The sequence below is a fragment of the Actinopolymorpha sp. NPDC004070 genome (assembly GCF_040610475.1).
In the GTDB taxonomy this organism is placed as follows: Bacteria; Actinomycetota; Actinomycetes; order Propionibacteriales; family Actinopolymorphaceae; genus Actinopolymorpha.
Window position 1 is genome coordinate 22,890 of sequence record NZ_JBEXMJ010000008.1, and the last position, 12,961, is coordinate 35,850.

Sequence of the window (12,961 nt, forward strand, 5' to 3'; positions counted from 1 at the left end):
CGTCAGGAATGCGGTCGGCGCATGGTCGGATCGGCTTCGCCGAACGCGGCCTGCACCGGATCGCCCGCCACCTGCGACCCGCGTAACGCGGGTTCCGCGGCGCTCCTGCGGCGACTCGGCATGGCCTACGAGGGCAGGCTCCGGCACACCATGCTGTTGCGCGACGGGTGGCGGGACTCCGAGACGTTCGGCATCCTCGAGGACGAGTGGCGCGCGCGACGGCGGACACAGTCACCGCCTGACGCCGGCACCACACCGCTGACCAACTCCTAGATGTCGCGGAAGGACTCGATCTGCGCGCCGAGCTGGTTGAGGCGTTCGGCGAGGTCCTCGTACCCGCGGTTGATGACGTAGATGTTGCGCAGCACCGACGTGCCCTTGGCGGCCAGCATCGCCAGCAGGATGCACACCGCGGGGCGCAGGGCCGGCGGGCAGATGACCTCCGTACCCGACCAGTGGGTGGGGCCGTCGACGTAGATCCGGTGCGGGTCGGCCAGCCGGACCCGGCCGCCGAGCTTGTTCAGCTCGGTGAGGTGGATCGCGCGGTTCTCATACACCCAGTCGTGGATCAGCGTGGTGCCGTTGGCGGCCGCGGCGATCACGGCGAAGAACGGAACGTTGTCGATGTTCAGGCCAGGGAACGGCATCGGGTGGATCTTGTCGATCGGTGCGTGCAGCGTGGACGGGAAGACCGTCACGTCGACCAGCCGGGTCCGGCCGTTGTGGGAGGCGTACTCCTCGCTGCGGGTGAAGTGCAGGCCCATCTCCGCGAGCTGGGCCAGCTCGATCTCCATGAACTCGATCGGGACCCGCCGGACGGTGAGCTCGGAGGAGGTGACGATCGCCGCGGTGATCAGGCTCATCGCCTCGATCGGGTCCTCCGAGGGCGCGTAGTCGACGTCGCGGTCGATGGTCGGCACTCCGTGCACCGTGAGCGTGGTGGTGCCGACGCCGTCGATGTGCACGCCGAGCTCGGCGAGGTAGAAGCAGAGGTCCTGGACCATGTAGTTGGGGCTGGCGTTGCGGATGACGGTGACGCCGTCGTGGCGGGCCGCGGCGAGCAGGGCGTTCTCGGTCACGGTGTCGCCGCGCTCGGTCAGCACGATGGCGCCGGGAGAGACGGTGTGGTCGACCTCGGCGTGGTAGAACCCTGAGGTCGCCTTCACCTCCAGGCCGAACTTGCGCAACGCGACCATGTGCGGCTCGACGGTACGGGTGCCGAGGTCGCAGCCACCGGCGTACGGCAGTTGGAAGCGGTCCTCGCGGTGCATCAGCGGGCCGAGGAACATCAGCACGCTGCGGGTACGCCGGGCGGCCGCGACGTCCATGCCGTCCAGGTCGAGGGTGGCGGGCGGGACGATCTCCAGGTCGTTGTTCTCGTTCAGCCAGCGGGTGCGGACGCCGATGCTGTGCAGGACCTCGAGGATGCGGTTGACCTCCTCGATCCGGGCCACCTGGCGCAGCGTCGTCCGGCCGTGGTTGAGCAGGGACGCGCACAGCAGCGCCACGCAGGCGTTCTTGCTGGTCTTCACGTCGATGCTGCCGGAGAGCTGACGGCCACCGACCACCCGCAGGTGCATGGGTCCGGACCTGCCGAGCGACACGATCTCGCTGTCGAGCGCGTCGCCGATGCGGGCCAGCATCTCCAGGCTGAGGTTCTGGTGGCCGCGCTCGATCCGGTTGATGGCGCTCTGGCTGGTGCCCAACGTTTCGGCGAGCTGGGCCTGCGTCCAGCCGCGGTGCTGGCGCGCGTCCCGGATCAGCGTGCCGATGCGGCGTAGGTAGTCCTCGGTCATGGGGCGAGACCGTATCTCACATGTGATGTTGCTGCATGGCTGGCTGCGGCGTGTCGCGGTATGAACTGCCTCACGCTTGGCCGGAAATTGCGGCTCGTGATGTCGCTGGGCGTCGGCAGCTTCACCGTGACGATCTGCCAGCGCTGACGGGCCGAAGCGCCTCGACCGCCCGATCAACGTCGTCCTCGGTGGAGTAGAGGTGGAACGATACGCGCACCAGGCCGTTCCGCAAGCCGGCTCGAATCCCGGCAGCCGTGAGCCGCTCGTCCCCGCCGGGGAGTTCGGCCGACACGATCGCCGAGTCGCCCGCGGGCAGGCCGAGCCCCTCGCGGAACCTGTTCGCCAGCCCGACGTCGTGGTCGTGCACCCGGTCGACGCCGAGGTCGGCCAGCAGGTCCAGGGCGGGCGCGGCGCCGACAAAGCAGAACCACGCGGGCGAGACGTCGAACCTCCGGGCGTCCGCCGCCAGCCGCAACGGCGGGCCGTAGTAGGACGACTCCACGTCCTCCCCGGCGAACCACCCGGCCTGGACCGGGCGCAGCCGCTCACGCACCGAAGGCGCGAAGTAGCCGAACGCCGCACCGCGCGGCGCCATCAGCCACTTGTACGCCGAGGCCACCACCACGTCGGCGCGGGTCCATTCCCGTGGCAGCCAGCCGGCCGCCTGGCTGGCGTCGACGACCACCAGGGCGCCGGCGTCGCGGGCGACCTCGACCAGCTGGTCGAACTCGGCCACCTGCCCGGGTCGCCGACTGGACCGCGCTGAACGCGACCACCGTGGTCCGCCGGTCGACGGACCGGGCCAGGTCGTCGACCGGCACCGTCACCACCTCCACGCCCCGGTCGGCGTGCACCATCCAGGGGAACAGGTTGGAGGTGAACTCCACCTCCGGCACGACCACCCGCGACCCCGCGGGCAGGGCCGCGGCGACCGGGGCGAGCAGGCCGGAGGTCGTGCTGCCGATCGCGACGTCCGCGGCCGGAGCACCCATCAGCCGGGCGAACCCCTCCCGGGCCCGCTGGGTGGCGTCGAGCCATGGCTCGGAGCCGGTCGAGCCGCGCCGCCACCCCTCCAGTGCCTCCTGCAGGGCGTCCCAGGCCGGGCGGGGCGGCAGGCCGAAACTGGCGGTGTTCAGCCAGCCGGGCTCCGCGTCGAAGAGCTTTTGGGCGGCGGCGATGTCCATGCCCCCATCCTGCCGGGATCGTGGTCGACCGGGCGCTGATCGACGCCACGCCTGTGCACGAGGCGCTCGGCCCGCCCCGGCCGGTTTACACTCGCCCCGCCGCGACAGGTGCTCCCCGCCGGGTCCGCGGCACCCAGGCGGTACGGCAACGGAGCCGTCCCGCGAGAGCAGCGGAAGGCAACGAGCGACCGTGAAGATCGGTGTCCCCAAGGAAGTCAAGACCCACGAGTACCGCGTCGCGCTGACCCCGGCGGGTGCGCACGAACTGGTCCGCCACGGTCACCACGTGGTGGTCGAACGCGGCGCGGGGGAGGGCTCGTCGATCCCCGACCAGGAGTTCGAGCGGGCCGGCGCCAAGATCATCGAGGGTCCCGACGACGTGTGGGCCGAGAGCGACCTCGTGCTCAAGGTGAAGGAGCCGATCGCCTCCGAATACGCCCGGCTGCGCAAGGGCCAGGTGCTGTTCACCTACCTCCACCTCGCGGCGTCCCGGCAGCTCACCACCGCGCTGCTGGAGTCCGGGGTCACCGCGATCGCGTATGAGACCGTGCAGCTGCCCGATGGCTCGCTGCCGCTGCTGGCGCCGATGAGCGAGGTGGCCGGCCGGCTGGCGCCGCAGGTCGGGGCGTACCACCTGATGAGCCAGGGCGGCGGGCGCGGCATCCTGATGGGCGGGGTCTCCGGCGTGTACGCCGCGAAGGTCGTGGTCATCGGCGCCGGGGTGTCCGGGCTGAACGCCGCCGCCATCGCGCTCGGCATGCAGGCCGAGGTCCTGCTGCTGGACAAGAACATCGATCGCCTCCGCCAGGCCGACCGGGTCTACCGCGGCCACCTGCAGACGGTGGCGTCGAACGCCTACGAGGTGGAGCGGGCCGTCCTGGACGCCGACCTGGTCATCGGCGCCGTCCTCGTCCCCGGCGCCAAGGCGCCGACGCTGGTCAGCACCGAGCAGGTGTCCCGGATGAAGCCGGGCAGCGTGCTGGTGGACATCTCCATCGACCAGGGCGGCTGCTTCGAGGACTCCCGGCCCACCACGCACGACGAGCCCACCTACCGGGTGCACGACTCGGTGTTCTACTGCGTGGCGAACATGCCCGGGGCGGTGCCGCACACCTCGACGTACGCCCTGACCAACGTCACACTGCCCTACGTGCTCGATCTCGCCGACCGGGGGTGGCAGGAGGCCAGCCGGGCCGACTTCGCCCTCGGCCTGGGGCTGAACGCCCACGAGGGACAGCTGGTCAACGCCGCGGTCGCGGAGGCGCACGGCCTGCCGCACACGGACTTCGCCGCGGTGGTGGCCTGAGGTGACAGCCACGGGGGTGGAGCGGGCGGTCACCGGCTACCTCAACCACCTCGGCGTCGAACGCGGGCTGGCCGCCAACACGCTGGCGTCCTACCGCCGGGACCTGCGCCGGTACGCGGAGTTCCTGGCGGCGCGGGGGCTCGACCGGGCCGATCGGATCGGGCCCGCCGACGTCAGTGCGTTCCTCGTCCGGCTGCGGGAGGGCGACGCCGACCACCCCCCGCTCGGCGCGAGCTCGGCGGCGCGCACCGTCGTCGCCGTACGCGGGTTCCACAGGTTCGCCCACCGGGAGGGGCTGACCGGCGACGACCCGGCCCGGGAGGTGCGGCCGCCGGTGCCGCCGCGCCGGCTGCCGAAGGCGCTGCCGGTGGCCGAGGTCGAACGCATCCTGGAGGCGTCCGGAGCCGGCGACACCCCGCTGGCGCTGCGCGACCGGGCGCTGCTGGAGCTCCTCTACGGCACCGGCGCGCGCATCTCCGAGGCCGTTGGCCTGGACGTCGACGACCTCGACCTGGACGCCGGTGCGGTTCTGCTGCGGGGCAAGGGCGGGAAGGAGCGGATCGTGCCGGTCGGCTCGTACGCCGGCCAGGCCGTCACCGCTTACCAGGTGCGGGCCCGGCCCGCGCTCGCGGCCGGCGGCAAAGGCACCCCGGCCCTGTTCCTCAACGCCCGCGGCGGCCGGTTGTCCCGGCAGAGCGCGTGGACCGTCCTGCGGCACGCGGCCGAACGCGCGAACGTGCCCGCGGAGGTGTCGCCGCACACGCTCCGGCACTCCTTCGCGACCCACCTGCTCGACGGCGGCGCGGACGTCCGGGTGGTGCAGGAACTCCTCGGGCACGCGTCGGTGACGACCACGCAGGTCTATACGCTCGTCACCGTCGACAAGCTGCGCGAGGTGTATGCCGCGACACACCCCAGGGCGCGGGCGTGAAAGCCCGGGTGGCACTACGGTCGTATGCAGTACGGCGCATGTGCCGCCGGGATCGCTCGAGGACCGGCGGTGGCTCGGTGCCCCTGGCCTCCCCGCCGGGTTCACCGGCAGGTGAGACTAGAGTTCCCAAACCGCAGAGTCGCTGCCCGAGAAGGTGGGCCCGACGTGGCAGGAGGTTACGCGAGCCGTGAACGACTCGACGAACGGTGCCGGAACCGAGTCTGCCCAGCAGTCGCACGAGTCCGAGCAGCAGTCGTACCAGCCTGAGCAGCAGGCAGTGCAGCCGTCGGCGCAGCAGTGGGGCACGACTCCCACCATCGACCCCGAACCCGCGCCCGAGCCGGACGTCGTTCCGGTGATCGACCCGTCCACGCCCGCGGACCCGTCGGTGGTGCCGCCGCCGGTCGGGCCGACGACGCCCTCGGTGCCGGTCGACCCCACCGGACCCGCCGACCCTGTCGTGCCCGCCACACCCACCGTGCCCGTTGCCGACCCCGCGGAGCCGGCCGAGACCGACGAGCCCGACCTCACGCCGTTGGCGCCCGCACCGAGCGCCAACGGCGTCAAGTCGTCCTCGCCCAGGACCCGCCCGCAGTTCCCCGACCCGCCGCCGCTGGAGCGCCACGGACCGGCCCGGATCCTCGCGATCGTCAACCAGAAGGGTGGCGTCGGCAAGACGACCACCGCCATCAACCTCGGTGCGTCGCTGGCCGAGCTCGGCCGTCGCGTGCTGCTGGTCGACTTCGACCCGCAGGCATCGCTGACGATCGGGCTGGGCATCGACCCGCTGGCGCTGGAAGCCACGACCTACGACATGGTCATCGACCGCGACGTGACCGCGGAGGACATCCGGGTCAAGACCGCGGTCGACGGCATGGACCTGCTGCCGTCGGACATCTCGCTGTCCGGCGCGGAGATCCAGCTGGTCACCGAGGTCGCCCGGGAGACCACGCTGGCCCGTCAGCTGGAAGTGTTGCGGCCCGAGTACGACCTGATCCTGATCGACTGCCAGCCGTCGCTGGGCCTGCTCACCGTCAACGCACTCACCGCCGCCGACGGCGTGATCATCCCTCTGGAGTGTGAGTACTTCGCCCTGCGCGGGCTCGGCTTCCTCGTCGACAAGACGATCAAGACCGTGCAGGAGCGGATCAACCCGCGGCTGAAGATCGAGGGCATCCTGGCCACGATGTTCGACATGCGGACGCTGCACGCCCGGGAGATCCTGGAGGAGGTCGTCGGCCGGTTCGGCGAGACGGTGTTCCACACCGTGATCTCGCGTACGGTCCGCTTCCCCGAGACCAACAAGCTCGGCGAGCCGATCACCACGTACGCACCGAACAGCGTCGCCGCCGAGGCCTACCGCCAGCTCGCCCGCGAGCTGGTCGGCCGGCTCGGCTGATCCGGCTGACTCGGCTGACCACCACCGCACAGACCTACGTGACCGACCACGTGAGCGTGCCCGGAGACGACGTGCCGGCGGGCGAACCGGCGCCCGGAAACCCCGGCGAGGCCGAGGAGCCGGCGGCCGCGATCGGCCGGAGAAGCACGTTCACCGTCCGGCTGGACAACTTCGAGGGCCCGTTCGACCTGCTGCTCGGGCTGATCTCCAAGCACAAGCTGGACGTCACCGAGGTGGCGCTGTCGGTGGTGACCGACGAGTTCATCGCCTATATCCGGGCGAAGGGCCCGGAGTGGGACCTCGACCAGACCACGGAGTTCCTGCTCGTCGCATCCACCCTGCTCGACCTCAAGGCCGCCCGGCTGCTGCCGCAGGGAGAGGTCGAGGACGAGGAGGACCTCGCGCTGCTGGAGGCCCGGGACCTGCTGTTCGCCCGGCTGCTGCAGTACCGCGCGTACAAGCAGGTGGGCGGGTTGCTGGCGGAGCGGATGACGAGGGAGGCGCGCCGCTTCCCCCGGGCCGTGGGTCTGGAGGACCGGTTCGCCAAGCTGCTGCCCGAGGTGCTGATCGGCCTCGGTGTCGACGACTTCGCCCGGCTCGCCGCCAGGGCGATGCGCCCGCGCCCTGAGCCGGTGGTGTCGCTGACGCACATCCACGCGCCCCGGGTCAGTGTCCGCGAGCAGGGCACCATCCTGGTCGAACGCCTGCGCCGGATACGCTCGACGACGTTCCGGGCGCTGGTGGCCGACTCGCCGAACGTCGTGACGACGATCGCGCGGTTCCTCGCCCTGCTGGAACTCTTCCGTGAGGGCGCGGTGACCTTCGAGCAGGCCGAGGCCCTGGCCGAGCTGACAGTGCGCTGGGCCGGTAGCGACGACGGCACGGTCGTGGTCAGCGACGAGTTCGACGAGCAGGACGGCGGCGGCGAGCAGGAGACGAGCGACGAGCAGGCCGAGCCGGATTCGACAGGAGACAGCACATGAGCGGTGCCGACGACGCGCCCGAGGTCGAGCGCCCGGCGCCGTCCACCGACGAGCAGGCCCCGGCGGAGGAGCAAGCTCCGGTTGACGAGCAGGTCACGGCGGAGGAGCAGCCTGCCGTCGAGGAGCCGGCGTCCGCTGACGAGCAAGGTCCGCCCGACGAGCGGGCCCCGGTCGAGGAGCAAGGTCAGGTTGACGACGAGGCCGAGGACACCCTCGACGTCGTCGTACCCGGTGATCTGCACGGGCCGATCGAGGCAATCCTGCTGATCGTCGACGAGCCGCTCTCTCCGGTCACACTGGCGCAGGTGCTCGGGCGGCCCAGGCCCGACATCGACGAGGCGCTGCGCACGCTGTCGGCGGAGTACACCGAGCAGGAACGCGGGTTCGACCTGCGTGAGGTCGCCGGCGGCTGGCGGCTCTACACGCGGGAGGAGTACGCCGAGGTCGTCCAGCGGTTCGTGCTCGACGGGCAGCAGGCCAAGCTCACCCAGGCGGCGCTGGAGACCCTGGCGGTGGTCGCGTACAAGCAACCGGTCAGCCGGGCCCGGGTGTCGGCCATCCGCGGCGTCAACTGCGACGGCGTGATGCGCACGCTGGTGACGCGAGGGCTGGTGGAGGAGGCCGGCGCGGAGGGGGAGAGCAACGCCACGCTGTACCGCACCACGTCGTACTTCCTGGAACGCCTCGGCATCAGGTCACTGGAGGAGTTGCCGGACCTCGCGCCGTATCTCCCGGACATCGACGAGATGGAAGCCGAGCAGGTGAGTACGCCCGCGGAGGTCACGCCGACGGTGCCCGCGCAGATGCCGTTGGGCGACGCGGAGGACGATTCGGACGTCGCCGTCGAGGCCGACGCCGAGACCGAAGCGGACGCCGAGACGGCGCCGCAGCCGGAATACGAGCATGAGCCCGAGGCTGACCATGAGGCTGAGGCCGGGCACGAGCCTGAGGCCACCCCGGCCGACCAGGAGAACGTGAGCACGGAGTGGAGGACGGACGCCGATGGGTGAGTCCGAGGGCGTTCGGCTGCAGAAGGTGCTCGCCCAGGCCGGGGTCGGCAGCCGGCGCGCCGCAGAGGAGCTCATCGTCGAGGGCCGGGTCGAGGTCAACGGCCAGGTGGTGACCGTCCTCGGCACCCGGGTCGACCCGGCTCGTGACTCGGTACGCGTGGACGGCAAGCGGATCGCGGTGGACGAGACCAAGGTCTACCTCGTCCTGAACAAGCCTCGCGGCGTGGTCAGCACGATGAGCGACCCGCAGGGCCGCCGCTGCCTGGGCGATCTCGTTCGTGACCGGCCCGAGCGCCTGTTCCACGTGGGCCGGCTGGACACCGACACCGAGGGGCTGATCCTGCTGGTCAACGACGGGGAGTTCGCCCACCGGCTGGCCCACCCGTCGTACGGCGTGCAGAAGACCTACGTGGCCGAGGTTCCCGGCCCGGTACCGGCGCGGGTCGGCCGGGCGCTGCGGGAAGGGGTCGAACTCGACGACGGACCGGCCAAGGCGGACGCGTTCCGCGTCGTCCACCAGTCCGGTGGCAAGGCCATGGTCGAGATCGTCATCCACGAGGGGCGCAAGCACATCGTCCGGCGGATGCTGGACGAGGTCGGGCATCCGGTCCGCCGGCTCGCGCGTACGTCACTGGGCCCGGTGAAGCTCGGCGACCTGGCTCCCGGACAGGTCCGGCCGCTCAGCCAGGCCGAGCTCGGCATCCTGCTGGACACCGTCGAACTCTGACCCGGCAGCTGCCCGGCCTGCCCGGGAGCCGCGCCCACGCCCTACCTCGCAGCGGCCTCCAGTACGTCGACGGTGCCGTGCCCGCCGTCCACCCGGATCCGGTCGCCGCTGCGCAGGCGGATGGTCGCGTTGCCGGTGCCCACCACGGCGGGGATGCCGAGTTCGCGGGCGACGATCGCGGCGTGCGACAGGGGAGCGCCGACGTCGGTGACCACCGCGGCGGCTCGCGGGAAGAGCGGCGTCCAGCCGATGTTCGTGACCGAGGTGACGAGAATCTCGCCCGGCCGTAGCTGCTCACCGTCCTCCGGGCCGGCGACGACGCGGGCGATGCCCTCCACGACTCCGGCCGAGCCGGCGTGCCCGGTGACCGTGTCGGCCGCCGGAGCGTGGTCGGCGGTCGCGTCGTACAGGTCGATCCGGCGGTTCGGGTCGGCGGCCCAGCGCGCCGGGTCGAAGGCGCCGCGGATCAGCGTGGGATAGGCCGGCAGCGCGCGGTAACGGTCGTACGCCGTCCGGCGCGCCGGGACTGCCGCCAGTGGAGCGTCGTCGCCGTCCAGCACCCGGCAGATCTCGTGGACGTCGCAGAAGAAGAGGTCGTCGCCGCGGCCGGTCAGCTCACCGGCCCGCTGGACGAAGATCCGCATCGCCCAGAACGCCCGGATCACCTCCGACCGGGCGGCCTCACGTGCCCGGGCGGCGTGGGCCGCACGGTCGACACGGCGCCGCAGAGCGGCGACCTCCCGCGGCCGGAGCCGTGCCTGCACTCGCTCCCAGGCAGCCTCCCGCGCCCGGTGCTGCCGGGCGAGCAGGTCGGTCGCGTCCTCCCGGTTGCCGGCCATGGCCGTGAGCTCGTGGTCGAGCCAACCGGGGTCCTCGGCCGGGCGTGGCGCCGACACCTCGAACTCGTGCGGTCCCCGGTGGCCCCACTGCCGGACGTAGGTGTCCCGGTCGAGCTGCCCGCGGCGCACCTGCGCCAGGCCGACCAGGGGACCGAGGCTGGCGAGCTCGCCTCCCGCGGTGTGCAGGCCGGTGAGCAGGGCGTTCGCGTCGCCTTCGCCGGCGGCCCTGCGGACCCGGGCGCCGATGGTCGCCAGCGCGTTGCCGTCCATTCGGGAGCCGGCGGCCAGCATCCGGCTGGTGTCGCGAAGGTACGGCTCACCCTCGGCCGTCCACACCTTCGCCAGCGCCGCCCTGGTGTCCGCGGCCCCGATCGCGGCGGTGACCCGCTCGAAGCGGGCGGGAGCGTCGGCGATCAGGGCCTGGAAGTTCTTCTGGTACGTACGCAGCCGGCGGTAGAACGGCACGACCTCCCCGAGCACGCTCCCGACCAGCCGCCAGCGCGAGAGCGGGAGCAGCGGGATCGTGACGCCGGCCGGGATCCGGCCGAAGATCTCCGGGATGCTCGAGTAGAACAGCTTCGACATCCCGAACGCCTGGGCGGAGGCCGCGGCGACGCTGAGGTTGAGGTAGAACCTGCCGCCGATGTTGCCCGACAGCCGGTGCTCGCCGACCGCCGACAGCGCCATCGTGTCCGCCATGAAGATACTGATCAGCGACCAGGTGCAGGGCGTCATCACGTCCGGGATCGCCTCGCCGAGGTTGCCCGACGTCCACAGGTAGTCGCCGCGCAGGCTGTCGTTCCACTCCTCGCCGGTGGTGGCGGGGAGGCCGGTGACCGGCCGCGCCTGGACGAGGAAGAACCGTCCGTCGTGCCGCGCCCACTCGACGTCCATCGGGCAGCCGTAGAGATCCTCGACGTCGACCCCGAGGCGGGCCAGCTCGCCGGCCTGCTCGTCGTCGAGCACCGGGGCGTGCCGCAGGTGTGGCGGTACGGGTTCCTCGTGCGTGCCCTGCTCGGTGCGTACCGTCCGTACGGACTTGTCGCCGGTCTCGCGATGGGCCACGGCGAAGGTGTCCCGGTCGATGAGCAGGGAGTCGGGGGTGACCTGGCCGCCGACGAGCGCCTCACCCAGTCCCCAGGTGCCGTTGACGTGGACGTACGCGCGGTCGCCGGTGGTCGGATCGACAGTGAACATGACGCCGGCGGACTCGGCGGGGACGAGTTCCTGCACCACGACGGCGAGGGCCACCTCGTCGGCGGGGATGCCCTGCCGGATGCGGTACGCGACAGCGCGGGCGGTCCACAGCGAGCCCCAGCACCGGCGTACGGCGTCGAGCACGGCGTCGCGGCCACGGATGTTGAGGTAGGTGTCCTGCTGCCCGGCGAACGACATTCCCGGCAGGTCCTCGGAGGTGGCCGACGAACGCACCGCGACCGGAAGGTTGCCGTCGTCGAGACTCGCGTACGCCCGCTCGACCGGCTCGGCCACCTCGGCGGGTACGACGCCCTCGGCGAACAGCCGGCCGATCTTCTGCGCCGCCTCCTCACACCGCGCGGGCTCGTCGGCGCGCAGTCCGGACACGGCGGCGAGGATCTGGTCCTGTCGCCCGTCGCGCCCGACGAACGCGCGGTAGGCCGCCGTGGTCACCTGGAAGCCGGGCGGCACCGGCAGGCCGGCCCAGGCGAGGCGGGCCAGCGAGGCTCCCTTGCCGCCGACCTCGGCGATTCCGGCGGAGGGGTGGTCGAGGGGTACGACGTACGGGAGAGCGGACTCGGGCCGGACGGAGGTGCGAGCGGCCCGGTCGGTGGATTCGGCGTTCACCGGAACAGTGCTCCCTTCGTGGAGCATTCAGCGTGCGCTGTGCACGAAGGTCATTGACCAAATAAACTCATCCGGTCAACGTGAAGTTACTCCCGGCCGTACCGAGGGTCAACGAAGAACCGGTGAGTGACGAAGGCGATGGCCGCGTCGACGACAGGCCGGTAGCCGGCGATCTCGCTGGCGACGGCCTCGGGGTCGGCTGAGAGTTCGACCATCGTGATCACGCGGTAGACGGCCGCTCGCGCGAGCAGTTGCGGGCCCGCGGTGCGCGTGGCGGCGAAGTCGGCGGCGAGCTCGGCCGGAGCGCCTTTCCAGGCGGTCGCGTCGGCGACGATGATCGCGTCCGCGAACGGCGCCGGGGCGCGGTGCGGTGAGAAGTCGATGACGGCCGGTGGGAGGCCGTCGGCGTAGACGATGTTGCCTTCCAGGTCACCGTGGATGAGCTGGTGGGGCGGGCCCTGCCAGGGCTGTTCCAGAAGCGCTGAGAGTTCTGTCAACAGGGCGTTGACATCGCGACTGTGGCTCGGTGCCGGCAGTTCGCCCCAGGCGACGCGCATCCCGACGGACCAGGGGTCGCTCTCGGCCGGCCGTGGCGGAGCTTCCACCCGGGCAAGCGCCGCGTGGAAGGCGGCCGAGACTTTCAGCGCCTCCTCCCACCGACCCGCGACGTGCGCGCCGTCCACCCAGGTGGTGGCGGACCAGCCGTCCACGATCCACCGCCGGTCGGCGGTGGCCACGGGCCGGGCGACGCGGTAGTCGTCGGTGTCGGGAGGCTGGTTCAGTACGGCGCCGAGCCAGCCGATCGGTTCGTCGGGAGCCGTCGGCTTGAGGGCGATGCCCCCGGCGCGCCACGAGGTGCCCTGTCCGCCCGCCAACTTGGCGAGGCGCGCGGCGTCCCCGCCGAACGCCTCGACGATGTGCGCGGCCGGCGGGGGTCCTTCCGGACCGGTCATGGCGGCCAC

General features: G+C 71.9%; 11 protein-coding genes and 1 pseudogene. 7 read left to right on the forward strand and 5 right to left on the reverse strand.

Annotated elements, in window-relative coordinates:
- Positions 1–21 precede the first annotated feature (21 nt).
- A complete protein-coding gene (locus ABZV93_RS15675) occupies positions 22–273 on the forward strand; it encodes a GNAT family protein (protein WP_354935751.1) in 252 nt (83 codons plus the stop codon).
- Here ABZV93_RS15675 and ABZV93_RS15680 read toward each other — a convergent pair.
- The 3 genes and pseudogenes from ABZV93_RS15680 to ABZV93_RS15690 all read right to left on the reverse strand — a co-directional run.
- Positions 270–1,796: a UDP-N-acetylglucosamine 1-carboxyvinyltransferase gene (locus tag ABZV93_RS15680; protein ID WP_354935754.1), complete on the reverse strand. Its 1,527-nt coding sequence runs from the start codon at positions 1,794–1,796 to the stop codon at positions 270–272. The two genes, ABZV93_RS15675 and ABZV93_RS15680, sit on opposite strands and share 4 nt — an antisense overlap.
- Positions 1,797–1,917: 121 nt before the next feature.
- Entirely contained in the window at positions 1,918–2,532 is a 615-nt protein-coding gene (locus ABZV93_RS15685; RefSeq protein WP_354935757.1) for an aminotransferase class V-fold PLP-dependent enzyme, read from the reverse strand.
- 70 nt (positions 2,533–2,602) lie between these two features.
- A pseudogene (locus tag ABZV93_RS15690) lies at positions 2,603–2,980 on the reverse strand (aminotransferase class V-fold PLP-dependent enzyme); the annotation flags it as partial.
- Positions 2,981–3,170: 190 nt separating this feature from the next.
- On the opposite strand from ABZV93_RS15690, the gene ald reads away from it, so the two are divergent.
- From ald to ABZV93_RS15720, 6 genes are all read left to right on the forward strand, one after another.
- Entirely contained in the window at positions 3,171–4,286 is a 1,116-nt protein-coding gene (gene ald, locus ABZV93_RS15695) for an alanine dehydrogenase (protein WP_354935760.1), read from the forward strand.
- 1 nt (position 4,287) lies between these two features.
- Complete coding sequence (gene xerD, locus ABZV93_RS15700; RefSeq protein ID WP_354935762.1) at positions 4,288–5,217, forward strand: site-specific tyrosine recombinase XerD; 930 nt, start codon at positions 4,288–4,290, stop codon at positions 5,215–5,217.
- Between the two features lie 535 nt (positions 5,218–5,752).
- Complete coding sequence (locus tag ABZV93_RS15705; protein ID WP_354936524.1) at positions 5,753–6,616, forward strand: ParA family protein; 864 nt, start codon at positions 5,753–5,755, stop codon at positions 6,614–6,616.
- Positions 6,617–6,747: 131 nt separating this feature from the next.
- Positions 6,748–7,599 (forward strand): segregation/condensation protein A, encoded by an 852-nt coding sequence (locus tag ABZV93_RS15710; protein ID WP_354936527.1) that lies wholly within the window; start codon positions 6,748–6,750, stop codon positions 7,597–7,599.
- Positions 7,596–8,609: an SMC-Scp complex subunit ScpB gene (gene scpB / locus ABZV93_RS15715; RefSeq protein WP_354935765.1), complete on the forward strand. Its 1,014-nt coding sequence runs from the start codon at positions 7,596–7,598 to the stop codon at positions 8,607–8,609. The genes ABZV93_RS15710 and scpB overlap by 4 nt, the downstream gene beginning before the upstream one ends.
- The gene (locus ABZV93_RS15720; RefSeq protein ID WP_354935768.1) at positions 8,602–9,336 is read left to right on the forward strand and encodes a pseudouridine synthase; all 735 of its coding nucleotides are present in this window, start codon (positions 8,602–8,604) and stop codon (positions 9,334–9,336) included. The genes scpB and ABZV93_RS15720 overlap by 8 nt, the downstream gene beginning before the upstream one ends.
- A gap of 41 nt (positions 9,337–9,377) precedes the next feature.
- On the opposite strand, the gene ABZV93_RS15725 is transcribed toward ABZV93_RS15720, so the two are convergent.
- Both ABZV93_RS15725 and ABZV93_RS15730 read right to left on the reverse strand, forming a co-directional pair.
- A complete protein-coding gene (locus ABZV93_RS15725; protein WP_354935771.1) occupies positions 9,378–11,999 on the reverse strand; it encodes a PEP/pyruvate-binding domain-containing protein in 2,622 nt (873 codons plus the stop codon).
- Positions 12,000–12,085: 86 nt separating this feature from the next.
- Positions 12,086–12,952, reverse strand: a complete 867-nt coding sequence (locus ABZV93_RS15730; RefSeq protein ID WP_354935774.1) for a hypothetical protein — start codon at positions 12,950–12,952, stop codon at positions 12,086–12,088.
- Positions 12,953–12,961 lie beyond the last annotated feature (9 nt).